Here is a 26635-nt window from a genome sequence, read left to right as displayed (position 1 = left end):
GCATCTACTCTAACACTTGCCCCCACACTCACAAGTGACTAAATTATGCAAACTTCCTCGAATTCTTCTAAATTTAATAACGGCGATCGCCATAACGAAGACCACTCAGCTTTGTTAAGCAGCGAAGCACGCTATAAAAACTTAGTAGCTAATATTCCCGGTGCTGTCTATCGCTGTACCTGCGAGGGTACGGGCGACGGCCGATTCACAACACGGACAATGGGGTTTTTGAGCGAGGCAATTCAAGAAATATCAGGCTATCCATCTTCTGATTTTATCAACGATCGCGTCCGTTCTTTTGCCAGCATTATCCATCCTCAAGACTGCAAAAATGTGGATGCTGCTGTCCAAAAAAGTGTAGCAACAAAAACTCCGTACATTCTTGAATACCGTATTGTCCGGGCTGACGGTGAAATTAGCTGGGTTTGCGAAAAAGGCCGATCTGTTGGCGGCGAGGTAAATGAGGCTAGAGGAAAACAAGAGGGACAAGGGGAAATTGAGGGGTTTTTGTCTGCTGCTGATTCGCCGATTTCGCCCGCAAATTTTCAGTCGCGGGTTTTTTATATCGACGGAGTGATTTGGGATATTACGGAGCGCAAACAAGCTGAGGAAAAGCTGCGAAATACAGAAGATTTTCTGAATGCGGTACTGCAAAATCTGCCGATTAGCGTGTTTATCAAAGATGCTACGGAACAAAAATTTATTTATTGGAATAAAGCCAGCGAAAATTTATTTGGCTATTCCAGCGATGAAGTGCTTAATAACAATGCTGCTGATTTGTTGGAAGCAGAGGAGGCAAATTACTTGCAAACCCAAGATTTAGAAGTATTGGCTACGGGAAAATGTGTGGATTTGCCAGAACAAATTATTCAACTACCGCGCCGGGGAAAGCGGATTTTGCAGGCTAAAAAAGTTCCTTTGTTTGACAGTTCCGGCGCGCCTAAGTACATTCTGGGTATTGCTCAAGATATTACGGAAAGTAAAAAAACTGAAACAGAATTGTTGCGGTTGGCGATCGTGGCTCAAAAAACGCAAAATGGTGTGATTATTACTGACGATCGAGGCTGCATTGAATGGGTGAATGAAGGGTTTACTCGGATTAGCGGTTACAAGCTAGAAGAAGTGCTGGGAAAAAAACCGGTTGATGTGCTGCAAGGCCCTCACACTGACCCGTTAACTATTGCTCAAATGCGATCGGCTTTGGCGACAGGTGAACCGTTTAATCAGGAAATTTACAATTACAGCAAGGATGGAAAAGGTTATTGGGTGGCGATGTCGATCGTGCCGATTTATCAAGAAACTGGGAAACTAGAAGGTTTTATTGCGGTAGAAACTGATATTACCGATCGCAAGCAAGCAGAGGCAACAGTGAGGGAGAGCGAGAGTTATTACCGCTGCATTGTAGAGACGGCTTCGGAGGGCGTTTGGATGTTTGACGGTGATAGCACCACGACTTTTGCTAACTCTCGGATGGCCGAAATGCTGGGGTATACTGTGGAGGAGATGCTGGGGCGATCGCTATTTGAGTTTATCGACGCCGAGGCGAGGGAAATAGCTGAAGGTTACGTAAAGCGCAGGCGACAAGGTATTCGGGAACGCCACGATTTTAAGTTTACTCGCTCTGATGGATCTCACTTGTGGGCGATCGTCTCAGCGACACCGATGTTCGATGACAAAGGCGAATTTTCGGGTGTTTTGCGGATGATTACCGATATTAGCGATCGCAAGCAAGCCGAAGCCGAACTGCGCCAAACTCTGCAAGAATTAGAATTTGAAAAATTTGCATTAGATGAATCTGCGATCGTCTCGAATACCGACGAATTCGGTGTCATTACCTATGTCAACAACCAATTTTGCGAACTCTTTAAATACAATCGAGAAGACTTGATCGGCAAAACCCACAGACTTGTCAATTCAGCTTATCATTCACCGGATTTTTTCAAGCATCTTTGGTCTACCATTCGCCAAGGAAATGTTTGGCGGGGAGAGATGAAAAATCAAGCTAAAGACGGCACATTATTCTGGTTGGATACAACTATTGTACCTTGCTTAAATTCTAACGGAGAACCCCATCAATATGTAGCAATTCGCAAAGATATTACCGATCGCAAACAAGCAGAAGAAGCAGTGCGCCTTTCGGAAAGTCAATTGAGGAATAAAAATGAAGAACTTGCCAAAGCGCTGCGGGACGTGCACAAAACTCAAAGCCTGATGGTTCAAAATGAAAAAATGGTGAGTTTGGGGCAGTTAGTAGCTGGTGTAGCTCACGAAATCAACAATCCAGTTAGCTTTATTTACGGCAACGTCATGCACGCTGACGATTACTTTAAAGACTTGCTAAAAATGCTGCAACTTTACCAGCAGGAATATCCTCAACCAACAGCAGCAATTCTACAAGAGATAGAGGATGTAGATTTGCATTTTCTGCTCAAAGATTTGCCAAAACTGTTAACATCGATGAAAATGGGAGCCGAGCGAATTCGTCAAATTGTGCTGTCGCTGAAGAATTTCTCGCGATTGGATGAAGCCGAACAAAAACAGGTTGACATTCACGAAGGGATTGACAGCACTTTGTTGATTTTGCAGCACAGGTTAAAAGAAACTGCAGGACATCCGAAAATTACGCTAGTCAAAGAGTTTGGTGATTTGCCTCGCGTACAGTGTTATGCCGGACAGTTGAATCAGGTTTTTATGAATATTATCGGTAATGCAATAGATGCTTTGGAAGAAGCAATGGACACGGGACATTGGGCAGATGGGGAACTTGCGCCTATTCCTTCTTGTCCTTCGCCGACGCTGCGGATTTGTACTGGTGTAAAATACGAACGGGATGCTGTGGCGGATCATTCTGTTGGGGATGCTTCTCATATAGTGATTCGGATTGCTGACAACGGGCCGGGGATTCCAGCAGAGGTTCATCAAAGGCTGTTCGATCCGTTTTTTACTACAAAAGAACCCGGTAAAGGTACGGGTTTGGGGTTGTCTATCAGCTATCAAATTGTGGTAGAAAAGCACGGCGGTCAGCTTAAATGTCATTCTGCACCGGGTCAAGGTACGGAATTTGCGATCGAGATTCCTGTCGCTAGAAGTCAGTAGTCAGTAGTCAGTAGTCATTAGTCAGTAGTCAGTAGTCAACAGTTAACAGTTAACAGTCATTAGTCATTAGTCATTAGTCATTAGTCATTAGTCATTAGTCATTAGTCATTAGTCATTAGTCAACAGTCAACAGTCAACATTCAACAGTCAACAGTTAACCTATGAATTACAAGGTAATTTACGACGGCAATTGCAATCTCTGCGTCACCTTGGTGCAGTTACTGGAAAACTTAGATGGAGGGCAGAATTTTGAATATATTTCTATGCAAGATTTAGAGGGATTAGATCGCTTTGGGATCGCTACCGATGACTGCGAAATGGGGATGATTTTGATAGATTCACAGAATCTAGAAAAACGCTGGCAAGGTAGCGATGCGGCGGAGGAAATCGGGCGGATATTGCCTGCTGGTGAGGTGTTTGTGGCGGCTTACCGCGCTATGCCGGGGATGAAGTGGATGGGCGATCGCCTGTACGAACAAGTCCGCGATAACCGCTATACTTTGTTTGGCAAGCGATCGACAACGTACAAATCTGTTTATGCAGTTGGCTGTAGGGCGATCGACAATTGCGAAAATCCCGACTTAAAATCCGGTTCGTAGTGAGGACTTTAGTTTTTTCCATCGAGGATAATTTAATTTAATACGGACTAAAGTCCTCACTACAAGCCTTAATAAGGACTAAAGTCCTTACTATAAGCCTGATTTATGATGTGTAATTAACCAGAAATTAATATTAGCTATTAAACAAATTGAATATCTCGCGGCAAAAGTGTTTGAGCTTTTCGGCAGACTCCGCAACAGGTTCAGTTTCACCCACAAAATCCCAATTTTCCACGGTAGAAAAGCGCCACTGCTGACCGCTATGATCGTAACCGGCTGCCTCAACTCCGATCGCCCGCCGAGATCCTTCGACTGGATCTTGGTAAAATCGGATTTGAATCAGGATGCTGCGGCTTTGCAAGTAGCGGCTTCTACCGGGAAAATGGAAGCCAATGTCGATGGAATCTGGATCGACAAGTTCCCTGGTATCCCGATCGTTCATCCAAGGTTTCAAATCGACTTTCACATCCGGGAATTCCGATTTGAATAAATTAACAACCGCAGCAATTTTGCTAGCTAATTCTATATTTCTGGCTTGTTCGGCAGCGTTCACTAGAAAAACTCCTATCAAATACAGTTATGACATCATTTAGCTAATAATGTAACTGCATATTGCCTGCTTTAAACGGTAAACTGTGGACTCTTTGATAGATTACAGTCTGAGACGCATAGGTAGCCTGAAACTGGTTTTTTTGACAAAAATACTTCGTTAGAGTCCACAGTTCAGGTAAAAAACCGGTTTCTTCGGTGGGAGTGCGTTACATCCGTTACTTGCATCCGTTGCCGAACTTTCTGCTGTCTTTTCCCAAGCTGCATAAATTTTAGTCGATCGACATTTGCGATCGCAAATTGGGTACCTCCACGAAACACAGATTTGCAACTGGGTTTACCGCCGCGGGTTTCTTGCACGCTTTGGCCGCTGATAGACAGCCCCAAACCCTTACCCTTTCTGACTCCTTTGGTAGTAAACCAGCAGTCAAATATTTTCGCCCTCACCTCCGCTGACATCCCTTGGTAGGGTTATAGCAGTTCGCTCAAAAAATGAGGTGTTTAGCGATCGATCCTTCAATATACTTCTTGCATAAATCATCGATTACATCAACCGCCGATTCAAGGCAGATACCACACAGATGTAACGCAGATTTTTTAGATTATATCGTTTCCGGTTGCATCGTCAGGTGATTTAACCGGCGCTAGAACACAGAGTACACAGAGTCCGAGAATATAGATCTGAATCATTCCGATGAAGAGAGGATTTGATATTATTTGTAGCTATTATAGCAATCCCTCTCTTCATCAGAATAGTAAATTCACTGTTAACTGTTAACCGTTAACTGTTAACCGTTAACATCATGAGGATTGCAACCGCAATTGATATTAAAAGAGGTACGCTCAAAATATTTTGCCTGCCCTGCACCAGACGAAAATTAAGATTATTTTCGGGATAATTTTACTCGGTGACTACGGTAACTTCACGGTATTCTGCAAGAGATTTGGTATCCGGCAAAATACGCACGCGGGCGAATTTTAAACCGCTGACTCCTTGCAGTGATTCTACCATCCCCGTCTGAACTTTTGCCTCTACCCAACCTTCCCGTGACAAGTAGCGCAAGTATTGTTGGTATTCTTCCCATTCGTCTTCCGTTGAATAAACTACGGTTAGCATTCCCGATTGGGTAATGCGCTGTTTTGCATCTTGGTCAACGGCTTTTTCTATCCGCTTTTTGACGAGTTCGTAGCGGATGTCGCGGGTGCCTTTGACATCGAACATTTTTTCGGTGTTTTCGTTGTGAAAAATGTCTATGGTTGTATTCTGTACTAAGACTAAATGGGCGAGTTCCATGTTAATTTGACACTCGGCCTGCAGGCGAAAAACTGTGCGGGCACAGTCACAAATTGCTCGCAGTTGTTCGTAGCGCAAACTGTGCAAATGAAACGGGCTGAATTTGGGATCGATCGACTTTCCGACATAAATCATGTGATCGATGCCGTCGGTGCATTCGATGTCGCAGTAGTGGGGGATGATTTGCTGCATTTTTTCTTGCCAGCGGGCCCAGATTTCTTGAAGTTTAGTGCCGATTAGGTTCAACATTTGATCGTAGCGGGTACGATCGCTATAAACGCAATTGTGTTCGTTGTCGCAGGCGGCTCGGTAAGCTTCAACTGCTACCAGAACCGTGGGCCCGCACTGTACAAAGTAGTCAAAATATACTTCTAAACGCTCGTTTAAATACTCGGCTGCTCGCACTTCCATATCGACTGTTACTTTTTCTTTTAAATGCTCGATGTAGTCGAGCAAGTCGAGCCGCATTTGCTCGCCTAGGTGGGTAGTTTGTGTTTGGCAAACGGCATCGGCTATGGCTAAACCCAAGCGGAATTGTTCGAGCAAATCTGTTTGAATTGCTCGGTTTCTTTCGTCGCTGGAACCGCGAATGTCGGAAATTCCGTACAGGGGATGAACCTCTGCAAAGACGATCGTCTCTGGGGGCAGTCCCCAACTGCGCCTTTCTGCTTCTTGGGCGAACCGCCACTCGACTGCGGGGTGGATGTTGTGAATGTTGGTAAACCGCTGCTGCATGGCTTGCCGCAGCGCTGCAATGAAGGCGGGAATGAGTTCTTGGGCGTGTTGAGCGTCGATGTTGTTGAACTGGTTGGGCCGATCGCACAGCAGCCCCACCACGCCCAAAATCCGCAGCCCGCACCCCTCGCGGGTGACAGATTTGACGGCTAGGGGCACGAGGAGCATCGATCGAGTCCCCATTTTTCGCAAAGCTCGATCGCACTCGGTTTCGCATTCCCGGCGCAAGTCTGGCACGTTCCAAACTTGATTTGCTGCGGTAGCCTTAAAAAAGTGAGAAGCTTCTAGGGATTGCATTGAATAAACAATCGGCTGCAAATTTTGGTCATCTTTGGCAACTAATAGCTGTGCCTGTTCGCCGTCGGGGCGCAGCAGCAAAGTGCCGTCAGCATGGAAGAGCGATCGCAAACACCGATCGATTCTCTCAAATTTATCTGGCCGCAGCATCGAATTGCGATCGATCAATAACTGAGTCAGCCGCCGTATTTGCTCCTGCACCGTGACATCAACACCTTCTAGCAGCAACAAACCTTCCACCAGGTAATTATCTAAATTTAGTCGATCGGCTAAATTTGCCAGTTGATTCGGCTGCATCAGCCAAGCTTCCAATTCTGCAACAGGCATTAATTTTAAACGAACATCGGCAAATTCATCTATTTTTGAGTCAATTCGAGTAATTTTTAACTGTTCCGAACCCAACCAAAATTCAATAAATTTAGGTTCGCGGTGTTTGGGATTTTTCATACTCGCCGTGAGAGGTTCATCTAGCAGCCGCAAACTGTCAAGGTCAATTTGATAAAATTGCTTAAACACCCAATGCAAAAGGTGACGGCGGTACAATTGCTCTGCCATTTTGACATCCCCATCCTCGAACAGTTCCAGCAAACTGATGCCAGCTTCTGCAAACCAACCGTTATTAGATTGAGTTACCAAGGGCGTGCCCTCCCAACCCGCCAAGCGGCAAAATGCCGCGTTACCATAACGTATGGCAAAAGTTCCCGGTTCCATGACTGCGATTAAAACGCGGCGATCGCCGAGAAATTGAAACAGTCGCTCTAAATCTTGTTTCCACGTTTTCAAGCCTTCAATTTCAGCAGATTTACTGGGTACTTGGGCCGCCAAAGCTTCGAGTAGCTGTTCCATGCTTGGTTCGCTTGACATCTTGTCACTGTCTTGCTCTGTTTGAGCGATACTTGCGGTTGACCGTGATTTTACGGAGTTATTGTTGTTTTGAGGGGAAGGCGATTTAGGAGTAGACATAAGCAAAACACCTGAAAGCAGTGGATTTTGTTAAAAAATGAGCGAACGGCGATTTAGAGCGAATGTAAAGAACTTAGATCTTGTTTGTAAAGTTTGTGTATTGGTCTCGGAAACTGGGTGTATTTTCGGAGGATCGCTCCAAAAACTTTTACTTTGCTTGACAAACAACCTCTGAGTCTCGACGTTATAGGTGATATTAACGTGTTTGCGGGCTGACGGGTAACACCCATTATAGGCGGTGAGCCGTAGCGGATCCTGTCAGCGACTAATGCTATTTGACTCCTCGGCGAAATAGCAGCTTTGGGTTGAACGAGGCACAGCCTTGGCAATTTAAAATTGTAATTAGTAATTGATGATTTGCCAATTGCCATCAATTATTGAGTCTATTGAAGGAATATAAAATAAAATAGCCTTGCTATTTGTCAATGATTTAATTAAAATATATAATGTAAATATTAACATTTTGGCAAGGACATACTTATGGCTTTGACGATTAACAATCTCATCGGTGATTTGACTGGATTTCCTGTATTTGCTGGTGGCGGCCCGCGTTTTTTGGCATTCGCTACACCAGATGAGATTGACGTAGAAGAGGGAAATTTATCGTCTTTTCCCTGGGGAGTTTGGGGACTAGACGGCAACGATACCATAGCAGGTTCGTCGGATTCTAACGAACGGCTGCTAGGAAATAATGGGGATGATATTATCGGCGGTGGCGAGGGAAATGATATCATTTACGGCGGCAAAGAGAACGATCGCCTGGATGGAAATGATGGCAACGATTTAGTTAGGGGCGACGCGGGAAACGACATTATTTTTGGAGGGTCTGGAAACGATGTCCTGCGGGGAGGGCAAGGAGACGACGATTTAGACGGCAATGATGGCAACGATTTCTTGGTGGGCGATCGGGGAATTGACGTGCTCACGGGAGGCCCCGGTGCTGATATATTGGTGCTCAGAAGCAACGACGAAGGATTTGGAGTCAATGCAGCCGATGTCATTACAGATTTTAATTTTGAGGAAGGCGATCGCATCGGTTTGACTGACGGTTTAACAGAACTAGACCTCCTCTTCACTGACGACAATCTGATCGCTTACGATAACGACGGAATTATTGATGATATGGTGATTCGCAATCGAAGAGACGGACGGATTTTGGGGGTGGTTTTAAACACGGATAACTTTGAGCTTCTCGGTTCCTTTGAAGAAGCCAGTCCGTTTGCTTTGGCAATTAACGGTACTCAGTTCCAGTTTTTGGCTTAGTTTTTGGTAGGCGGATTTGATGGGCGATCGAGCTATTTATTGAGTAGAGCGAAGCTAAGGATCGCTGGCGCTAATAAATCTTTTCCGCAGTCCAAAAGTCCGGCAGGGAATTAATTCCCTGTCTCACAGCTTAAGTTCTCTAAAAGAGGAATGAGGATTTGTTTGATTAATAATTACTTGTCAAATTAACCATCAATTACTAATAGTTTAATCCTAAATTCAAAATCTAAAATTTGTACCCTCGCGACTTGACTGATGCGGTTATTGTCCTAGTTGACAAATGTATGTGCTGGGAATATTAGAAATTGACCATATTATTCCCAAAGCAGTGGGTGGCACCGACGCTGAAGAAAACCTCTGGCTGGCCTGCAGTCTGTGCAATAATTACAAAGGAACCCAAACAGACGCATTAGATTCAGTCACGCAAACGAGCGTTACGTTGTTTAACCCGCGCACTCAGCAATAGTCGGATCGTTTTGCTTGGAGTGAAGAAGGTACAGAAATTCGAGGAGTTACAGACTGCTGTCGCGCGACAGTCACAGCACTACAACTAAACAATAATATTGCTGTCACCGTTAGGCGTCAGTGGGAGTGCTGGCTGGCACCCGCCAACAGAATAAAACAAAAATTAGTGGAAAATTGCCAGCGGTTAAAAAATACAAACATCAAACTACCCATGAGGGCAGAAACCGGGTTTTTTACACGATGCTGTGGGTGACAAGAAATATTTTCATAAAAAACCCGGTTTCTTGAGTTGATCGTGCGTTTGGGACTCTTTCAGCAAACATCAATCCAAAAACCCCCGTTTAGCCCTAAAATAAAAAAGACTGACTAGCCAACAAAGCCCTATGTTTGAAGCCCTTGCCGATCGACTCGAATCCACCTGGAAAAAACTGCGCGGACAGAATAAAATCTCCGAGAGCAACATCCAAGACGCCATCAAAGAAGTCCGCCGCGCCCTCCTGGAAGCCGATGTCAACCTCCAAGTCGTCAAAAACTTTGTCGGAGAGGTAACGGCCAAAGCACAAGGGGCAGAAGTCGTTTCAGGCGTCCGTCCCGACCAACAATTCATCAAAATCGTCCACGACGAACTCGTCCGCGTCATGGGGGAAACCAACGTACCCCTCGCCACCGCCGAATCCGCGCCCACCGTCATCCTGATGGCGGGTTTGCAAGGAACCGGGAAAACCACGGCCACCGCCAAACTAGCCCTGCACCTCCGCAAGCAAAATCTTACCGCACTGCTAGTCGCCACCGACATTTATCGACCAGCGGCGATCGACCAATTGCTTACCCTCGGTAAACAAATCGACGTACCAGTATTTGAATTAGGCAAAGATACCGATCCCGTAGAAATCGCCCGCCAAGGGCTCGAACGCGGCAAAGAACTAGGCGTAGATACCATCATCATCGACACAGCAGGCCGCCTGCAAATCGACCAAGAAATGATGGCAGAATTGGTTCGCATCAAACAAACAGTACAACCCCATGAAACGCTGTTAGTTGTTGATGCCATGACCGGCCAAGAAGCCGCAAATTTAACCCGCACCTTTCACGAACAAATCGGGATTACCGGTGCAATCCTCACCAAATTAGACGGCGACAGCCGCGGCGGTGCAGCCTTATCCGTGCGCCAAATATCCGGCGCGCCGATTAAATTTGTCGGCGTAGGCGAAAAAGTGGAAGCATTGCAACCATTTTATCCCGATCGCATGGCATCGAGAATACTTGGCATGGGCGATGTCTTGACGCTAGTCGAAAAAGCGCAAGAAGAATTCGACATCGCCGACGCCGAGAAAATGCAAGAGAAAATGCTCACGGCAAAGTTTGACTTTACCGACTTTCTCAAACAAACCAGACTGTTAAAAAATATGGGTTCCCTCGGCGGCATCATGAAAATGATTCCGGGGATGAACAAACTCTCAGACGAACAAATGCGGCAGGGAGAAGTGCAGCTAAAACGCACCGAAGCCATGATTAATTCAATGACAATTGAAGAACGCCGCAATCCCGAACTTTTAGCAAGTTCTCCATCCCGTCGCCGCCGTATAGGAAAAGGCGCAGGCTACGCCGAAAATGACGTAACAAAACTCGTCAGCGACTTCCAAAAAATGCGTACCATGATGCAGCAAATGAGTCAAGGCAACTTTGCAGGAATGGGAGGAATGCCGGGAATGCCAGGAATGGGAGGAATGCCGGGAATGCCGGGAATGGGCGGCCAGAAGAAAAAGAAAAAGAACAAGCCTAAAAAAGGTTTTGGTCAGTTGTAATCGAAGGAAGAGGGAAGAAGCAAGAAGGAAGAAGGAAGAAGTAGAAAGCGTAGGGTGCGTCGCTATTGATAATCTGCAAGTCAGCTTAAAAATATCACAGCGACGCACCATCCCAAATACCCTAGGGTGCCTCCCTATCAACAATCTATCTTCTTCCTGATTCTTCCTTCGTGTCCTAGCGCTGGCGCGCCGCTTCGCGTACTGCGTCTTCGCGGTTCAATAATCTACTCTAAAAACAGGCTGCTAAACACTTTGAATTGCTTGTCTGAATTCGCGCATGGCTTGAAGGTGATTTTCCATATTGATACACCGCGCCAATAGTACAATATCTAAGTCTGGGAGAACACAAGAGCGATCGACCTCTGCATATTCATCAGCCCCCAACGAATACATACGAAGTGCGCCATTTTCCCAAAACCAAACTTCAGGAATTTCCAGGCGTTTGTAAGCCTCTAACTTATTAATCCCACCGCTAGTCACCACCACTTCCACCACCAAATCAGGATGTTCTCGGTTAGCCCCCAATTCGTAAGACAAATCCGCTTCTCGCTTCACCCTTCCAGTTTCACTTTCTAGTGTCACCGAGCCCGTTGGCGTAAAATCAATCCCTGTGGATTCTAAATACAGATTCACTAGCGTTGAAATCCGTTCTTTAACAATTTGATGTTTTCTTCCAGAAATACGTCTAATCTCCAATACCCCATCTAAAAACGACAATCTCACCCCCGGACGCGAGAGCAACTGTTCAACAGCTTTAAACTCTCTCCAGCTCAGTCCGTCAATTAAGATAGGTTTATCGAGTAATTCTAACTTTTCTAAAGTTGTCGTCATCCCAACCGCTCCTTACTCAATCCCATCTTAATTATATCTGCGTTCACCTGCGTTCATCTGCCCACATCTGCGGTTGCAATTCTATTTACTTTCCAAAATTCCCTTATTTTCATCCGGCACAAACTCCGTAACAACTTGGCCGCCGCCACCGTCACCCTTAACAATCACAGTTTGATTTTTAAGCTCTCCCGCCGCCCTCGGCCCAGTCAAATTAAACACCGGATTTAGTTGCTTGTAAACCACATTTCCTTCTGCGTCAAAAGTTTGGTTAGTTAAATACCACGTTACGCGATCGGTATTTAATTGAGATTGACGTTTTTCCCCAATTCCTACCACATTTCCAGTTAAATAAAAAATCTTTTTCTCTAAATCTCCCCGCCCCCGATCCCCAGTCATTGTCACCTTTTCCACCCGGTGAAAAACCTTCACAGGCCCGGGCGATACCACAGATTGAGCCGGAAAATTCCAACTCATCAAACTACTTTCTATTTGCAGCGGCGGGTCTGATGGCATTAATTGAGCGTTTTTCGTTAAGGTCGCAATCTTGGTTTTTAAGTCTACATCTACCTGGTCAGCAAAACCGCTGTCTGTTACTTTTTTATCTTTATATCTATCAATTTGAGTCGGTTGGTCGCTGTTGATTTTTTGTTGCTCGACAAACCACACTAAGTGCTCGGTACGCAGTTGCAAAACCGGATCTTTCACGTTCGCCACCACAGAACCGAATAACTCCATCCTCTTCGCCCTACTGAAAACCCGCGCTTCCTTCGCTGAAGCTGTCACCTGTTTGTTCTCTCCGGTCAAATTATTGCGAACAACTAAAACATCTTCCTTCGGTCGCCACTCTAGCTCGTTTCCCCGCAATACCAAGCCATTTTTTAGGTCAGTAGCGACGATGTTACCTTTGATAAAAACCTGATTTCCTTCCTGAAATACCTGCCCGGTATCTCCCTGAATGTCGTATATTTCTTTGCCATCCTGAAACAATTTTCCCACTGGTTTCTGAACGTCAACTGTCTTTTGGTCTTTGCTGTAAACGGCAGTTTTTGAGTTAACTTTCCAGAAGGTTTCGCCCTTTTCGTTTGCTTGTTCTAGGGTTACTTTGTTCAATGTTAAACTGCTGTTTGCCTGCTGAGCGGTTTTGAGATCGTCCGCTAATTTGTTATTTTGAGTTTCTTGGGGAGCAGCACAAGCACTAATCCCCAAAATCAATGCTGCTAAAAATAGCAGCACGAATTTTGGGGATTTGAGATGGGAATTTTGAGATTGGAGATTAATCATTGGTAATCGATAATTGGGCGGAGCAAAGCGGAGGGATTGGTAATTGATAATTGGTAATTGGTAATTGGTAGTTGGCTAATTAAAAACACTAAATCAAAAATTAAAAATGTTTTATACTTTATCTAAATTTTTAACTTCTTATTTTTAATGATTCCACCCCTTACCTATTACCTATGCCTATCCCCCATTCCCCATTCCCCATTCCCCATTCCCTATCTGTCGTCGTGTTCTTCCATCAAGCTTAGACCCGACAGCGGGCGGTAAGCATAGTTAGGGCGCGATGTTTTTTGGATGTCATCCTTAATCATTTCTAAATCGATGTAGCGATCGGCTACATTAATTAAACTGTCACTGGTCATCGATCGCAAACTCACGACTTCCACCCGCACACCGCGATAGCTCACAGCATCCACAGCATAGGCCAAATCGCCGTCACCGCTGACCAAAACCGCTGTGTCGTAAGACCCGACTAAAGCCATCATGTCCACAGCAATTTCTACATCCAAATTGGCTTTCTTAGAACCATCTGGTAACTGCACCAAATCCTTAGAAATCACTCGGTAGCCGTTGCGACGCATCCACAGCAAAAACCCCTGCTGTTTCTCGTTAGTGCGATCGACACCAGTATAGAAAAAAGAGCGTAACAGCCGTGAACCGGCTGTTAAACGGCACAATAGCTTAGTGTAATCAATTTCTATGCCTAACTGTAAAGCCGCGTAAAAAAGGTTAGAGCCGTCAATAAAAATTGCTACTCGACCCCGATTTTCGAGAACCTGTTCCGGTGTAAAAAGGTCGTTGCTTTCTATTCTATTCAACATGATTGTTATGCCTCAATTTTTATGAAAGATTGGTTAAGGAAAAAAGTGCTAATTCATAATCTGTCATAGCACCCCGATCGCTGGCTGCGAACTATGACGGTAATGTTTCCAACAGTTCGAGCCGCTTAAACACTGGTTGGGGTTCCCCCAGAGTTTGGTTGGCTGGCATTGCGCCCCAGGCAGCATGAACTGCAAAAGTCGCTGAACTGTTAACGGCAACCCGATCGTTAAAGTCAATTGAAAAACCTAGCTGCTGATAGATAGCAGTGCTGATATTAGGAAGAATCGGCGATAAAAGGTAAGATGCCAGTCTAACAGATTCCAGAACAGAATATAGCACTTGTTGGACACTTTCGAGCTGTCCTTGCTTGTACAAACTCCAAGGTGCTTGTACGTCAATAAACTTGTTCCCGGCTCTCACTAATGCAAGTACAGCTTCGCAAGCCTTGCTAAAAGCCAATTCTTCGTAAAAACCCGCGACTCGATCGCCCAAATCCAGGCTCATACTCTTGAGAAGGTTGTCGCCGGAAATGTTATCTGCTGATACATTTGGCACTAAGCCTCCGCAATATTTGCGAGCCATGTTTAAGGTGCGGTTGAGCAAATTTCCCAAATCGTTTGCTAGCTCAGCATTCAATATATTGATAAACCGAGTTTCATTAAAATCGCCGTCTTCTCCGAACTCAATTTCTTTGAGGAAATAGTAACGCACTGCATCAGCGCCGTATTTATTTACCAATTCGACTGGGTTTAAAGTATTGCCCTCCGATTTCCCCATTTTTTTGCCGTCTTTGGTCAAAAAACCGTGAGCGAAGACGCGCCCCGGCACTGACAAACCCGCTGACATTAGCATTGCCGGCCAGTAAACTGCATGAAACCGGAGAATATCTTTGCCGATCAAGTGCAGGTCAATCGGCCACCATTTAGATAAAGCATTCTCTAACATCGGATCGCTGTCCGGATCTAGCAAGGCTGTGACATATCCCAGCAAAGCGTCAAACCAGACGTAAATAGTGTGACTCGAATCAACCGGTATTGGTAGGCCCCACGCGAGATTAACTCTCGAAATCGAAAAGTCTTGCAGGCCGGAGTTGACGAAGCTGAGAACTTCATTGCGCCGACTTTCCGGCGCGATGAAGTCTGGACGTTCTGCGTACAAGGCCAGCAGTTGGTCTTGATATCGCGACAGGCGAAAAAAGTAGTTTTCTTCGTCGCGCCACTCAACTTCCTTGCTGGTGTGGACGGAACACCGATTTCCCGGTAACAAATCCCGCTCATCTTTAAATTCTTCGCAGGAGACGCAGTACCAGCCTTGTTGCTGGTTCAAGTAGATGTCGCCGGAGTTCCAGACGCGCTGGAAAAATTCTTTGACAATGTACTCGTGGCGGCGCGAAGTTGTGCGGATGAAGCGATCGTACTGGATAGAGAGTTGTTCCCACAGCGTTTCAAAGGCCGGAACTACTAAGTCGCAGTGAGCTTGGGGCGATCGTCCCAAACTTTCGGCGGTGCGCTGAATTTTCTGCCCGTGTTCGTCAGTCCCGGTAATCATCAAGACCGATTTGCCCCGCAGCCGCTCAAATCTGGCTAGGGCATCTGCGGCCATAGTCGTGTAAGCGCTGCCAACGTGAGGTAAATCGTTTACATAGTACAGAGGCGTTGTAATTGCAAAGGTATTCTTAGTTTGATCGGTCGATTTCATTGAATGCTAAAAGAAAATTCCCTAAATTGAGTTTCGATCTTAACTCAGCGTTTAAATCTTTGATGGAGCCGCAATCAAGCTAAATTTACTGCAAGTTATTTGCATTTGTCTAACCAGAGCTATTTCCAAAAGAAATATAGCTTTCATATCAACACTAATCTTTTTTAGTTGTTTTTGACGAACTCTCTAAAATGTCTTAATATTTGGAAATTTTACTGACTTGTGCCTCCCTAGCATTGTCTGTCCAGTTTCCTTAATTTTTGGATCGCCAAGGTGCGATCGCCCCACTTGCCATCTCCCAGCGAGAAACTAAGCTATCGAGCTCTTAATCGCCTGCAAATCCTCACTGTTTCCGATCGACCCAGGGAGGCAGAAACCCCGTTTTTTAGAATAAAAATCTCTCGTGAAGCGCGAGTGGTTTAGTTTCTTGGCCCAACCAGAACCTGAAAGCCAAGATTTTTTGTCAATCAACCCCGGTTGTTTCGATGTTGCAAGCGGCTTTAGGGCACAAAAAAAACCAAATTACTTCAACTTGGGGCGATCGCATTAGCGTGCATCTAACAAGGTATTAACCCATATTCCTTACCCTGGCTGTTTCACAGTACAATCACCGAGAATAATCGATTGTTTCAGCGAGCGATCGGGCTTATTCCCGATTTATTTGCGTAAATATACGGTTTAAAGTATAATTTATAGCTTAAATGCTATATCTAAAACCGTAAAAACCGAACGTAACAGTTGATGGTGTCGAATGTGGGATCTAAGGAACAAAAATTTAATAACTTAAACATCGGCCGCGCTTTTCTCTTTCCACAAGCCGCGAGGTAAAGAGAAGCAGAGCCTTGCCTATCTGCATTACCAGGCTCTTATTCGTAACGAGCAACAATTGAGGGTGCCGAATGTGGGATCTAACTTTCAAAACCCTATTTCTCGAAACCATGAGTCGGGCGGGCACTCTTAGCCCGCCCCAAAATTAAATTCAAATGCCGTCACAGCTTATCCTTCTGGAAAATTAACTCGATTTCCGCCCATAGCTTCCGACAAATAATCTGCTGCAGCTTCCACCACCGCGATCGCATTTTCGTAAACCATCCGCGTCGGCCCCAAAACCCCAACACTACCCACCGGCACCGATCCCCGGCGGTAAATCGAAGAAATCAGAGTACAGCCGCGAATTGGTTCTAAGGAATTTTCCGAGCCAATACGCACCGTTACCCGCTTCCCTGACTTCTCCAAATCCGGCGATTCAAAAATCAAAGGCCAAAGCAGTTCCTGCTCTTGTTCGAGCAATTGCACCAGGGTTTGCACTTGCTGCAACTGCGAAAACTCAGGCAAGCGCAGGGCTTCTGCCAAACCGCCAATCAGAATTCGCGTGTAGGTGGGATTGCTTTGGCGGCTGCTCAAAGCAGCCAGCATGGTTTCCATCCATTCTGCGTAGAGTTCAAAGTCTCGATCTAACTCGCTCCAGTCTACAGTTGAGAGTTCCGAGATCGATCGCCCCCGCAGCTTGGTGTTCAAAAAATTTGACAAAATCTGCAATTGGCGATCGACAATTGCCTCATCTGGCCAGCTACCATCTGCGTGCTTGGGTAACTGCACCAACACCGAATGAGTTTCGTAAACATCAGTCACCACGATCAGCATCACCTTTCCCGCCTCTAGCTGCACCAGTTGCAAGTGGCGCAAGCAAGCCGTATTGGTTTGCGGTATCGTGATCATGGCAATGTAGCCGCTGATAGTTGCCAGGATTTGAGCAGCGCCGCGGAGTGCGGCATCCATGCGGCCGTCTGACCAGTTGAGCTGGTCTAGTACCTGTTCAACTTTGCGGGCTAGGGTATCAGAGGGCTGAATCAACTGGTCTACATAAATTCTGTAGCCGGAATCAGAGGGGACTCGTCCTGCCGAAGTGTGGGGCTGATATAGCAGTCCAGCTTTTTCTAGAGTCCCCATAGCATTGCGAATTGTAGCTGGGCTGACGCTGAGGTTGAATTCGTCAACCAAAGCTTTTGAGCCAACGGGTTCCGCTGTAGCTATGTAGTGGCGAACCGTTGCCCAAAGGATGTGTTGTTGCCGATCGGTGAGGTTAACGCGCACAGATATTTAAGTAGAATTACAATTTAGAGTTGAAAGCCACTATTGAATCGAAACGTCTGTCCCAAGAGGGCGATCGGGCAGAGTTATCTAATTAACATAACAGATTTTAGGTTGAGGAAGAAGTCAGTTGTTATTGGTTATTGGTTATTCGTTATTGGTTATTGGTTATTCGTTATTGGTTATTGGTTATTCGTTATTGGTTATTCGTTATTGGTTATTGGTTATTCGTTACCAATAACCTCCGATGCCCCATGCCCTGCGCGGGCCGATGCCCCATGCCCCAATTCCCCATGCCCTATGCCCTATGCGCCATGCCCCATGCCCTGCGCGGGCCGATGCGCCATCCCTCCGCTTCGCGCTCGCCCGATGCCCGATGCCCCATGCCCTTTAAGCGTGTTCGTGAAGAATATTTTGCAAGTAACTAGCCACTGCATCTGGCTGTTCAACCATTGCCAAATGACCGCTATCAATCTGAAGGACATTCTCGCCGCAACCTTGGAACATCCAGTGAAAGCTAGCCAAATGCAGCACGTATTTTGGTTCCATAATTTTGTCTTTACTGCCGGCAATAAAATAAACAGGCTGCTTGAGTTGGGACACTATTTGCGGCAAGAGGTGAATCTCCGCTTCTGTGGTGGAGTCCAACAAAGCCCGCAAAGCTGCGTCAGGATTGGCTGCCACGAAATCTATCAAGCGCTGCCTTCCCCAACATCTGCCGATCGATCTTGCCACAGAATCGCGGGCAAACACGAAATCTGCTAGCGGCAAGTGAGACAGCCAGCGGGGACGCATTTTCACTAGCTGCTTGCCGACCGCTCGAAAGCGCTCGAATTCTTCCTTTAGATAGATGCCGCCGCCTGCATTGATGCAGACGACACCTTTAACGCGATCGGAAAATTGGCCGGCGGCCCAAAGAGCGATCGTACCGCCGAGAGAGTGTCCCACCAACCAAGCATTAGAAATATCTAGTTTTTCGAGTAAAATTTCCAAATCGCGAGCGTAAGCTGCGGGAGTGTAGCAGGAATCGAGCGGTTCCGAAGGCCCCGGATGACCGTCGCCGTCCGGTTGAGAATCGCCAAACCCGCGCAAATCGTAGGTCAAGCACTGATAGTTTTGTGCCAAGCGATCGGTCACAGGTTGCCAGTAGTGGCGGCTTAACAGCCAGCCGTGGACAAATACCAGAACCGGAGAAGTTGCAGTCGGAGCCGTCAAATCGCAAGCGTGCCGAACCCCTAGGATGTCGATGGTTGCCATACATTTATCCTATCCCGAAATCAACGCTCAAGAACAGATCGATCGCGAACTACCAACTGCCAACTGCCAACAGTCAACTGCCAACCACCTAAAATCGCTCGCCCAGCAATCTTTGTCGCACCCCCTCAGCGATTTTCTGCCCCAGATACTCAGGAATCAAACTTTCATTGGGCCCCAACAAGTAGAGAATCAGGCGAGTTCGCCCCCGCCAAACCAGCAAATTAGCATTTACCACCAACAAATCCTCTTGCCAGATGGCATACATAACTTTGTAAAAAAGTCCAGGCTGATTATCAGCTTCTATCAGCAAAGCTGGCAAGTGGAAAACCGGATCGACGTAAAATTCAGTTGCCACATCTTCCAAACCCGCGTCTAGATTAAATTCCACAGCCAACATCTCTTCAACCTCAAAATGCCCCGCCAAGGCCTCTCGAACTGCCCTGCAGACATTTTCTGCTGTTTTATCTGCCAGCACCTTGCCGCCGCGAGATACTACCAATTTGATAAATACCAGCATTGGCGGGTAAATTTGACCGTACAGACTCAGACTGTGAATGGTCAGCCCGTAGGCCGCCAATACTCCAAAAATGTCGCTCAGGAGAAAAGATTGGTTCCGGTAAGCAAAATGCAGGGCACTTTTATTACCTTCGGCTCTGATTTCGATGACTGCTTGCCGAGTTTTGTAAAGCTGATAAGCTAATTTGAGGTTTTGCAGTTGGATTTCACTACTAACAAATTGCTCGTAAAACTGTGGAAACGCTCGGTTAAAGCGCTTGAGAAGTTCTAGGGTAGATGGTTTTAAACCCGAAGCCATAATTGAGGGGAAGGTGCGGGAGATATACTAGGTATTTGCTCTCCCATGCCTTATGGCAATGGGATTTTCGATTTGACGATTCGACTTAAATTGCGATCGCCTCCAAACTAAAACCAGAGGTCAGTAGATTTTAGATTGTAGATTTTAGATTGTAGATTTACTCCACAGATGAATCTGGGAGTTGGAACTCTTGTCTAAAATTTCTATCTCTCCACGACGGTCGTAAGTGGCACGGTATCCGTTGTTGGGTGGGTAAAATCTGTGTGAGAATGTATTACCAGAAGGTCATGGTTGCGATCTTCGGGTCGTATTTCCCAGCCAGCGTATAAGTTCCGGCGCGATCGGCAGCACTTAAAAGAAGCAATTCCCAAAATGCCTCTGTCGTGAGCCAGCAACAAATTTTACCTTAAGAGCGGATTGTTCGAGCACAGGCTTGCAGAACATTTCTCCCTCACTTGACGAGAATCAAAAAAAGCTCAGACTCAATGTTAGACGACAAATCGCTGCTTTCGGCGTAAGATGAGTTTACCGTAAACTGTTGCTCAAAAGGCTACCCGTAATTTATCCCACGCCGCTCGGAGTGGGTTTGTCTGTCGGGTTTTCTTTCACGTAGTCCAACTTCTACTACCTCAACCGCGCCTGCATGGGTTTTTGGAAAAACTTATTTAGTAGTCCTGAGTCTGCCTCTGTATCCCAAACAGCGGAATTTGAGGAAGATGTGGCCGTCGGGTTAGGCGATCCGCTTTCCCCAACATTTCGCAAACCCGCCAGTGGCAACGCTCGCATCTTTTTCAGTTGCGATCGGGACATCGATCTCTACGAACTCGAAGAACTTTGTAATGCAGTGGGTTGGTCTCGCCGTCCCCTGCGTAAAGTCAAAAAAGCTATTGTGCACAGCTTCCTAGTCGTCTCTATGTGGGAGATGCGGGGCAACCAGCGACGGCTGGTGGGTTTCGCCAGAGCGACTTCAGACCATGCTTTTAATGCCACGCTTTGGGATGTGGTAGTTCATCCTGACTACCAGGGTAAAGGCATGGGCAAAGCGCTGATGCAATACATCATTAAAAAACTCCGCAGTGAAGATATCAGCAACATTACCTTATTTGCTGACCCTCAAGTGGTGGATTTTTACCGAAATTTGGGCTTCATGTCCGATCCGGAGGGGATTAAAGGTATGTTTTGGTATCCAGATTAGCCAGTCAGGTGCAAATCGGCGTTGATTTTTTGAGAGCAAAGTCCAGCATTCAAGATCGACGCTGCTAACACCTCCTCGCCCCCTGCGCTGCGGTAAGTCGATTCGGGTATTGAAGATTTGCTTGCTGCTGGGTGAATCACCAAAGCAGGAACTTTGGTCTCAAATTTTTACCTGTTCGCGAGAGTCCTGCGGGAAACGGTATCCGTGTTTGGGCGGGGTCATTTACGCTCCTGATGTTTCGCAGCATGGCTGCTTTGAAGTGGTGCAACTATTGTCAAACAGCAAAAACTGAAGGTAACTTCGGCCCCGCACCCAAAGCTAAAATAAAAAAAGCTTGACAAACTGAGGGTGTTGTGTGTTAATAGTTAAAGGATAGCTAACTATCACAACGGGATGTAGCGCAGCTTGGTAGCGCGCCTGCTTTGGGAGCAGGATGTCGCAGGTTCAAATCCTGTCATCCCGATCGCACAATGTTAAATAATAGATAGATTGAAACAGAAACAGTCTCAATCTGTTTACATTTAGTCAAAATGTAAACAGATTAAGGCAGTTTTTGCCGATCGTGTCAAGGTGTCAGTCTTTGCGTTAATGTGTTTCAGAACTGCTCCTGGTGGAAAAACATGAAATCATTAGTTCGTTTCGGCGCAATATTGGGAATTGTCGGCTGCGCTCTGCTAGGGCCACAGCCAATGGGTAAGATGTCTGCACTGGCAATTCCCGAACCACAAATTTTGGAAAAATTGCGATCGGTGCCAGTATTTACAATTACAGACGCTCAAGGTGCGCCCCTGATCGCTTCTGTACCCAAACAAGGTCAAGGTCAAACTGGCAATGCTTCGGTGGCGGGAATTTTTATCAGCCAGAAAGATGCTCAAGCTTTTGTCGATCAGCTCAAAACCAGAAATCCTCAGTTGGCTGCATCGGTGCGCGTGATGCCGGTGTCGCTGGGGGAAATTTATCAAATCACTCAAGCCAATAAAGGCAAGCCGGATCAGGTGCAGTTTGCTTTTGTGCCGGCTCCGCAGCAGGTGCAGTCGGCTAAAACTGTACTTCAGCAGACTGGGCAACAAGTTAACGAATTCAACGGTGTACCCCTGTTTTTGGCCAGAGGGGGCGCGGAAAATGGTTATTTGACGATTCAACGGGGCCAGCAAGAGGTGATTCCTTTATTTTTTAATAAGGAAGAATTGCTGGGAATGGTGGAGCGTTTTAAGCAGCAGCAACCCAACATAACGACCTCGATTAAGATTGAGGTTGTGAACTTGGAAAGCGTTTTGGAAGCTCTGCGTACTGAAAACGACCAGTTTTTGACCCAAATGATTTTGGTGCCGTCGCGGGAGTCGCTGGAATTTGTGCGATCGCTCCAACCCGCCGGTGCTGGCCAAAATCCACAGGTGGCTCCAGCCTCTCCGGCTCCAGCTCGACCGGCTCCAGCCTCTCCGGCTCCAGCTCGACCGACTCGCTAACTGTTAGTCATTGGTCAGTAGTCATTAGTCAGTAGTCATTAGTTACAGACAGAATTTACGCAAGAAGTGGTTTCATGCACTACTGATAATAGCGGTAAGGTGCGGTGTGGATCGAAGCCTACATAATTAGGTTTTGCATTCAGGATTAAGTTAGTAGGTTGGACTGCTCGACTCAACCTACTATTTACCAATTCCAAATGACTAATGACTAATGACTAATGACTATAGCCTTTCAAGCTCTCATATGAGGTAATATGCGGCCTAGGGCCTAGGGCCTAGGGCCTAGGGCCTAGGGCCTAGGGCTATACTCACTTTTTTGATAACCAACAACAAATAACCAACAACAAATAACCAACAACCAACAACCAATAACAAATAGCAAATAACAAATAGCAAATAACTAACAACCAACAACAAATAACAAATAACAAATAACAAATAACAAATGACTAATTCTCAATTACTAAAAAATCTGATGTTTGTTTCCGGTTTAGAGTTGTGGCAGTGGGTGAATCAAGCTAAGACGGAGGCGATCGCCTGTGACATTCCCAATTCAGAACTCGACTGGCTGCTGCAAGAGCTGGCAGGTTTGGATAAATTGGCTCTGCGTTTGGAGTCGTTTAAAGATTTGCCAAAAATTGAATTAAAGTTGTCTTTACCTGAACTCGATCGATTGTGGGAGCAGCGCTTGCAGGAACGGGTGCCCGTGCAGTATTTGACGGGAGTCGCACATTGGCGGAATTTTTCGCTGAAAGTAACGCCGGCGGTGCTCATTCCTCGTCCTGAAACGGAATTGCTGATCGATTTGGCTGTGGATGCTGTTAAAAGTTGTTCAATCGATCCAAAATCGCATTGGGTGGATTTGGGTACGGGTAGCGGGGCGATCGCGATCGGTCTAGCTTCGGAGTTGACAAATGCTACAGTTTATGCAGTAGATTGTACTTCGGAAGCTTTGGCAGTGGCTCGACAAAATGCTGAGAATTTGGGTTTTGGCTCGCGAGTTAATTTTTATCAAGGTTTGTGGTGGGAACCCCTAGAATTTCTCAAGGGCAAAGTTAGTGGCATGGTGTCTAACCCCCCTTACATTCCCAGCAGCACCGTGCTGACTCTGCAACCGGAAGTTTTGAAGCACGAACCTCACCTAGCCTTAGACGGCGGTTTTGACGGGTTAGAGTGCATCCGGCATTTGGTAGAAACGGCTCCCGATTATTTAGAATCGGGGGGAGTTTGGGTGGTTGAGATGATGGCGGGACAAGAAACGGCTGTGGCTGATATGCTGGAAAGTCACGGGAGTTATGGTCAAGTTCAGATATTTTCTGATTTAGCGGGAATCGATCGCTTTGCCTTAGCCTATCGTCTTTAGATTGCCCAAATATGCTGTAATTTTAAAACAGACAAGATTCGATTTATACACATTCCTCTCTTGAAATGATCTGCGTTAATCTGTGTCTATCTGCCTGAAATCTGCGGTTGACAGGCTCGCATCAAAAATTTATGCAAAATCTAAAATCTACCATCTAAAATCGGATGACCCAAGTTTCGCTCGACTCCTTGATTCAAGGGGCAATTTCAGGAGATTGTATTGTCAGTTTTCCTACAGATACTGTACCCGCTTTGGCTGCGCGGCCCGATCGCGCGGAGTTGATTTTTGCAGCTAAACAGCGCAGTCAAGACAAGCCGCTGATTTTGATGGCAGCATCATCCCAAGCTTTGTGGCCTTACGTGCAGGGGAGTCCGGCAGAATTAACATTCTGGCAGCAAGTGGCCCAATCCTATTGGCCTGGGGCGTTAACTTTGGTGCTCCCAGCTTCGGCAAAAGTTCCCGCTGCGATGAATCCGATCGACCCGACTACAATAGGGCTACGAGTGCCTAATTTTCCCCTTGCCCTCAAGATTTTAGAGCAGACAGGCCCTTTGGCTACTACCAGTGCTAATCTATCCGGCCAAGCGCCTCGGTCGTCGGTGGCAGAAATAGAAGCGCAGTTTCCCGAAGTCTTGACATTAGTTGCTGCTGAATTAACAACAGCAACAACAGCTTCGAGTTTGCCTTCGACTGTGGCGAAATGGACTGGTGGTGATTGGGAAATCTTGCGACAGGGCGCGATCGAGCTAAAATGCTAAAAGCTAAACTCCTAGGCAAAGCAATATGGCGCCGATCGGCTGGAGCGACTTGATATATTTAGGTATGGGATTAGGACTGGGTTGGGGAAGCAGTTTGATTTGGCGCGGGCGACAAAAAAGCTCGCAACAGCCAGAACCTGTGTCCCCTATGCCGCCAACTCCTCAAGAAATTAACTTAGAGAAGTTTGATGCCTTGGCTGAGCAACTGAAGCAAACTCAATTGGCTTATCAGATGGCATCGGAGATGAGTCTATTTAAGGGGGGCTTTTTGGCTCGAACTTCTCACGAGTTGCGATCGCCCCTGAGCACTATGATTGGTACGCTGCAATTAATTCTGTCGGATTTGTGCGACGATCCTGCAGAGGAACGAGAGTTTGTCGAACAAGCTCACGTTGCAGCACTCAAGCTAGTGAAATTGATAGATGAAATTATCTCTGTTGCTAAAACTGAACACGGCACTGACACGATGGATATTGAGCCGATTCAGTTAGCTAAGGTTTTTGATGAAGTTGATGATTTAACTTACTTGCAAGCTGCTAATCGCAGCATTCGTTTGGAGATATTGCCGCCCGATCCGGGGATTTATGTATTGGCAGATTTGCCCAGATTTCGGCAAGTTTTAGTTAATTTGGTAGATACTGCTATTGCTCAGATGGATGAGGGGAGTATTTCTGTTTCGGCCCATTGTTCGCCGGAATCTGGATGCGTTCATATTTGGGTGGACGATCAGCGTTCAATTAGTGCTTGGAGCGAGTCTTGGGATTTGCTAAAGCATGATTTGGTATCGGATGCTAATAACAACAGCGATAATTCTAAGGTGTCTTCTGGCATGAGGTTATTGATGAATCAGACTTTATTAAGTTTGATGAATGGAAAGTTGGAGGTTCTAGCTGTGCCTTCTGAGTCTGAAGATTCCAATTTTAATCGCACTCAGTGTTCTATTCCTTTGGCAACTTTGTGAAGTAGTCAGTAGTCAGTAGTCATTAGTCAGTAGTCAGTAGTCATTAGTCAGTAGTCATTAGTCATTAGTCATTAGTCAGTAGTCATTAGTCAGTAGTCATTAGTCATTAGTCATTAGTCATTAGTCATTAGTCATTAGTCAGTAGTCAGTAGTCATTAGTCATATCGTTTCCGCTTGCATCGTCAGGTGATTTAACCTTATTAGTACACAGAGTACACAGAGGGAGAGGATATATATCTGAATCATTCCGATCCTACCGGATTTGATATCATTAGTTATTAGTCATCAGGAAGAAGGAAACAGATTGTGTAATTGATTTAACGGAGGGAGGGAAGAGGTAAACTATTTGTAAATAGTATGGCGTGCATTGCACGCCATACTATTTAGAGATTTTGGTTTAAGTTTTGTGCTTGTTTAACAATTAGAAATTAGCAATTCGCCCTTGCTAATTTCTAATTCGATATTCTCGTCTAGAAGCTGATTTTCAAGTACCATTGTGGTGCTGGCGTTGTGCTGAAAACCGATGCGCTCGTAGAAGCTTTGTTTGTAGGTTGTCATCAAGTAAACTCGCTCTACTCGGCACATCCGAGGATGACTCAAGACTGTTTGGACTAATTTGCGGCCTAGTCCTGCACCTTGGTAATCTGGGTGAATGGCGACATCCCAGATGGTGGCTCGATAGATGCCGTCGGATGTGGCTCTAGCAAAGCCGATCGCCCGCGAGGCATCCCAAACTGTTACCACTGGTTCGCTGTTGGCGATCGCAATTTCCCAATCTTCTATCTTGCGTTCCCTCGCCCAAAAGGCGGCTGCTTTAAATAGTTCTTGGATTTGTACGATGTCCGCGCGATCGCGCTCTATGCAAAATTGAATGTGACTGGAATCCCTACTGGTTGATGTCATGCTCAATGTGCCTTTAATTTTTATCTAAACTCTGTTACTTTTACTGTCTTAACCGGCATAGTTGATTTTGTTGGGGAACTATCGACGATTAAATTCCCGATTTACAAAACTATTGTTATTCATACATATTAT

22 protein-coding genes and 1 tRNA gene are annotated in these 26635 nt (G+C 46.0%); 11 read left to right on the top strand and 12 right to left on the bottom strand.

Annotated elements, in window-relative coordinates:
* The first annotated feature begins 45 nt into the window (after nt 1–45).
* Both QUA97_RS05955 and QUA97_RS05950 read left to right on the top strand, forming a co-directional pair.
* On the top strand, nt 46–3096 hold the full coding sequence (locus tag QUA97_RS05955) for a PAS domain-containing sensor histidine kinase (protein ID WP_333193874.1): 3051 nt from the start codon (nt 46–48) through the stop codon (nt 3094–3096).
* 161 nt (nt 3097–3257) lie between these two features.
* A complete protein-coding gene (locus QUA97_RS05950) occupies nt 3258–3695 on the top strand; it encodes a thiol-disulfide oxidoreductase DCC family protein (protein ID WP_333193873.1) in 438 nt (145 codons plus the stop codon).
* Between the two features lie 133 nt (nt 3696–3828).
* Here QUA97_RS05950 and QUA97_RS05945 read toward each other — a convergent pair whose 3' ends face one another.
* The 3 genes from QUA97_RS05945 to QUA97_RS05935 form a co-directional block, all read right to left on the bottom strand.
* Nucleotides 3829–4248 carry a hypothetical protein gene (locus tag QUA97_RS05945; protein ID WP_194067360.1) on the bottom strand — a complete coding sequence of 140 codons (420 nt, stop codon included), beginning with the start codon at nt 4246–4248 and terminating at the stop codon, nt 3829–3831.
* Nucleotides 4249–4418: 170 nt separating this feature from the next.
* The gene (locus QUA97_RS05940; RefSeq protein WP_333193872.1) at nt 4419–4703 is read right to left on the bottom strand and encodes a hypothetical protein; all 285 of its coding nucleotides are present in this window, start codon (nt 4701–4703) and stop codon (nt 4419–4421) included.
* Between the two features lie 442 nt (nt 4704–5145).
* The gene (locus tag QUA97_RS05935) at nt 5146–7434 is read right to left on the bottom strand and encodes a GAF domain-containing protein (RefSeq protein WP_333193871.1); all 2289 of its coding nucleotides are present in this window, start codon (nt 7432–7434) and stop codon (nt 5146–5148) included.
* Between the two features lie 579 nt (nt 7435–8013).
* Here QUA97_RS05935 and QUA97_RS05930 point away from each other — a divergent pair.
* The 3 genes from QUA97_RS05930 (at nt 8014) to ffh (ending at nt 11066) form a co-directional block, all read left to right on the top strand.
* Complete coding sequence (locus QUA97_RS05930) at nt 8014–8796, top strand: calcium-binding protein (protein WP_194067363.1); 783 nt, start codon at nt 8014–8016, stop codon at nt 8794–8796.
* Between the two features lie 286 nt (nt 8797–9082).
* Nucleotides 9083–9262, top strand: coding sequence for an HNH endonuclease (locus QUA97_RS05925; RefSeq protein WP_333193868.1), 180 nt, complete (start codon nt 9083–9085; stop codon nt 9260–9262).
* 382 nt (nt 9263–9644) lie between these two features.
* Nucleotides 9645–11066 carry a signal recognition particle protein gene (gene ffh, locus QUA97_RS05920; RefSeq protein ID WP_333193866.1) on the top strand — a complete coding sequence of 474 codons (1422 nt, stop codon included), beginning with the start codon at nt 9645–9647 and terminating at the stop codon, nt 11064–11066.
* A gap of 243 nt (nt 11067–11309) precedes the next feature.
* Here ffh and QUA97_RS05915 read toward each other — a convergent pair whose 3' ends face one another.
* The 7 genes from QUA97_RS05915 to QUA97_RS05885 all read right to left on the bottom strand — a co-directional run bounded on the left by QUA97_RS05915 (nt 11310) and on the right by QUA97_RS05885 (nt 19857).
* A complete protein-coding gene (locus QUA97_RS05915; RefSeq protein ID WP_333193864.1) occupies nt 11310–11897 on the bottom strand; it encodes a Uma2 family endonuclease in 588 nt (195 codons plus the stop codon).
* 81 nt (nt 11898–11978) lie between these two features.
* Nucleotides 11979–13178, bottom strand: coding sequence for an LPS export ABC transporter periplasmic protein LptC (gene lptC / locus QUA97_RS05910; protein WP_194067366.1), 1200 nt, complete (start codon nt 13176–13178; stop codon nt 11979–11981).
* A gap of 212 nt (nt 13179–13390) precedes the next feature.
* Nucleotides 13391–13996 (bottom strand): LabA-like NYN domain-containing protein, encoded by a 606-nt coding sequence (locus QUA97_RS05905; RefSeq protein WP_006631885.1) that lies wholly within the window; start codon nt 13994–13996, stop codon nt 13391–13393.
* Between the two features lie 91 nt (nt 13997–14087).
* Nucleotides 14088–15695: a methionine--tRNA ligase gene (metG, locus tag QUA97_RS05900; RefSeq protein WP_333091813.1), complete on the bottom strand. Its 1608-nt coding sequence runs from the start codon at nt 15693–15695 to the stop codon at nt 14088–14090.
* A 996-nt stretch (nt 15696–16691) separates the two neighbouring features.
* Entirely contained in the window at nt 16692–17795 is a 1104-nt protein-coding gene (hrcA, locus tag QUA97_RS05895; protein WP_442922485.1) for a heat-inducible transcriptional repressor HrcA, read from the bottom strand.
* 381 nt (nt 17796–18176) lie between these two features.
* Nucleotides 18177–19043 carry an alpha/beta fold hydrolase gene (locus tag QUA97_RS05890; protein ID WP_194070870.1) on the bottom strand — a complete coding sequence of 289 codons (867 nt, stop codon included), beginning with the start codon at nt 19041–19043 and terminating at the stop codon, nt 18177–18179.
* A gap of 88 nt (nt 19044–19131) precedes the next feature.
* Nucleotides 19132–19857, bottom strand: a complete 726-nt coding sequence (locus tag QUA97_RS05885) for a hypothetical protein (protein ID WP_006631881.1) — start codon at nt 19855–19857, stop codon at nt 19132–19134.
* Nucleotides 19858–20500: 643 nt separating this feature from the next.
* Here QUA97_RS05885 and QUA97_RS05880 point away from each other — a divergent pair.
* On the top strand, nt 20501–21052 hold the full coding sequence (locus QUA97_RS05880; protein ID WP_194012712.1) for a GNAT family N-acetyltransferase: 552 nt from the start codon (nt 20501–20503) through the stop codon (nt 21050–21052).
* Here QUA97_RS05880 and QUA97_RS05875 read toward each other — a convergent pair.
* Nucleotides 21049–21195 (bottom strand): hypothetical protein, encoded by a 147-nt coding sequence (locus QUA97_RS05875; RefSeq protein ID WP_333193856.1) that lies wholly within the window; start codon nt 21193–21195, stop codon nt 21049–21051. The genes QUA97_RS05880 and QUA97_RS05875 overlap by 4 nt on opposite strands.
* Nucleotides 21196–21441: 246 nt before the next feature.
* Here QUA97_RS05875 and QUA97_RS05870 point away from each other — a divergent pair.
* The 5 genes from QUA97_RS05870 (at nt 21442) to QUA97_RS05850 (ending at nt 25600) form a co-directional block, all read left to right on the top strand.
* Nucleotides 21442–21515 (top strand) — tRNA-Pro (locus QUA97_RS05870).
* A 157-nt stretch (nt 21516–21672) separates the two neighbouring features.
* Nucleotides 21673–22518: a Tic22 family protein gene (locus QUA97_RS05865; RefSeq protein WP_194012713.1), complete on the top strand. Its 846-nt coding sequence runs from the start codon at nt 21673–21675 to the stop codon at nt 22516–22518.
* A 445-nt stretch (nt 22519–22963) separates the two neighbouring features.
* Nucleotides 22964–23881, top strand: a complete 918-nt coding sequence (prmC, locus tag QUA97_RS05860) for a peptide chain release factor N(5)-glutamine methyltransferase (RefSeq protein WP_228050352.1) — start codon at nt 22964–22966, stop codon at nt 23879–23881.
* A 164-nt stretch (nt 23882–24045) separates the two neighbouring features.
* Complete coding sequence (locus QUA97_RS05855) at nt 24046–24639, top strand: L-threonylcarbamoyladenylate synthase (RefSeq protein WP_194070869.1); 594 nt, start codon at nt 24046–24048, stop codon at nt 24637–24639.
* 25 nt (nt 24640–24664) lie between these two features.
* The gene (locus tag QUA97_RS05850) at nt 24665–25600 is read left to right on the top strand and encodes a sensor histidine kinase (protein ID WP_194070868.1); all 936 of its coding nucleotides are present in this window, start codon (nt 24665–24667) and stop codon (nt 25598–25600) included.
* A 414-nt stretch (nt 25601–26014) separates the two neighbouring features.
* On the opposite strand, the gene QUA97_RS05845 is transcribed toward QUA97_RS05850, so the two are convergent.
* Nucleotides 26015–26503, bottom strand: coding sequence for a GNAT family N-acetyltransferase (locus QUA97_RS05845; RefSeq protein ID WP_194070867.1), 489 nt, complete (start codon nt 26501–26503; stop codon nt 26015–26017).
* Between the last annotated feature and the right edge of the window lie 132 nt (nt 26504–26635).

The organism is Microcoleus sp. CZ3-B2, from assembly GCF_036705055.1.
In the GTDB taxonomy this organism is placed as follows: Bacteria; Cyanobacteriota; Cyanobacteriia; order Cyanobacteriales; family Microcoleaceae; genus Microcoleus.
The sequence above is the reverse complement of the archived record's forward strand: the minus strand, read 5'-3'. Positions and strand labels throughout refer to the sequence as shown.

Bases quoted from the DNA above. Each gene is read 5' to 3' on its own strand.
- QUA97_RS05955 (WP_333193874.1), top strand. From the start codon at position 46: ATGCAAACTTCCTCGAATTCTTCTAAATTTAATAACGGCGATCGCCAT.
- QUA97_RS05950 (WP_333193873.1), top strand. From the start codon at position 3,258: ATGAATTACAAGGTAATTTACGACGGCAATTGCAATCTCTGCGTCACC.
- QUA97_RS05940 (WP_333193872.1), bottom strand. From the start codon at position 4,703: ATGTCAGCGGAGGTGAGGGCGAAAATATTTGACTGCTGGTTTACTACC.
- QUA97_RS05935 (WP_333193871.1), bottom strand. From the start codon at position 7,434: ATGTCAAGCGAACCAAGCATGGAACAGCTACTCGAAGCTTTGGCGGCC.
- QUA97_RS05930 (WP_194067363.1), top strand. From the start codon at position 8,014: ATGGCTTTGACGATTAACAATCTCATCGGTGATTTGACTGGATTTCCT.
- ffh (WP_333193866.1), top strand. From the start codon at position 9,645: ATGTTTGAAGCCCTTGCCGATCGACTCGAATCCACCTGGAAAAAACTG.
- QUA97_RS05915 (WP_333193864.1), bottom strand. From the start codon at position 11,897: ATGACGACAACTTTAGAAAAGTTAGAATTACTCGATAAACCTATCTTA.
- lptC (WP_194067366.1), bottom strand. From the start codon at position 13,178: ATGATTAATCTCCAATCTCAAAATTCCCATCTCAAATCCCCAAAATTC.
- QUA97_RS05905 (WP_006631885.1), bottom strand. From the start codon at position 13,996: ATGTTGAATAGAATAGAAAGCAACGACCTTTTTACACCGGAACAGGTT.
- metG (WP_333091813.1), bottom strand. From the start codon at position 15,695: ATGAAATCGACCGATCAAACTAAGAATACCTTTGCAATTACAACGCCT.
- QUA97_RS05890 (WP_194070870.1), bottom strand. From the start codon at position 19,043: ATGGCAACCATCGACATCCTAGGGGTTCGGCACGCTTGCGATTTGACG.
- QUA97_RS05885 (WP_006631881.1), bottom strand. From the start codon at position 19,857: ATGGCTTCGGGTTTAAAACCATCTACCCTAGAACTTCTCAAGCGCTTT.
- QUA97_RS05880 (WP_194012712.1), top strand. From the start codon at position 20,501: ATGGGTTTTTGGAAAAACTTATTTAGTAGTCCTGAGTCTGCCTCTGTA.
- QUA97_RS05865 (WP_194012713.1), top strand. From the start codon at position 21,673: ATGAAATCATTAGTTCGTTTCGGCGCAATATTGGGAATTGTCGGCTGC.
- prmC (WP_228050352.1), top strand. From the start codon at position 22,964: ATGACTAATTCTCAATTACTAAAAAATCTGATGTTTGTTTCCGGTTTA.
- QUA97_RS05855 (WP_194070869.1), top strand. From the start codon at position 24,046: ATGACCCAAGTTTCGCTCGACTCCTTGATTCAAGGGGCAATTTCAGGA.
- QUA97_RS05850 (WP_194070868.1), top strand. From the start codon at position 24,665: ATGGCGCCGATCGGCTGGAGCGACTTGATATATTTAGGTATGGGATTA.
- QUA97_RS05845 (WP_194070867.1), bottom strand. From the start codon at position 26,503: ATGACATCAACCAGTAGGGATTCCAGTCACATTCAATTTTGCATAGAG.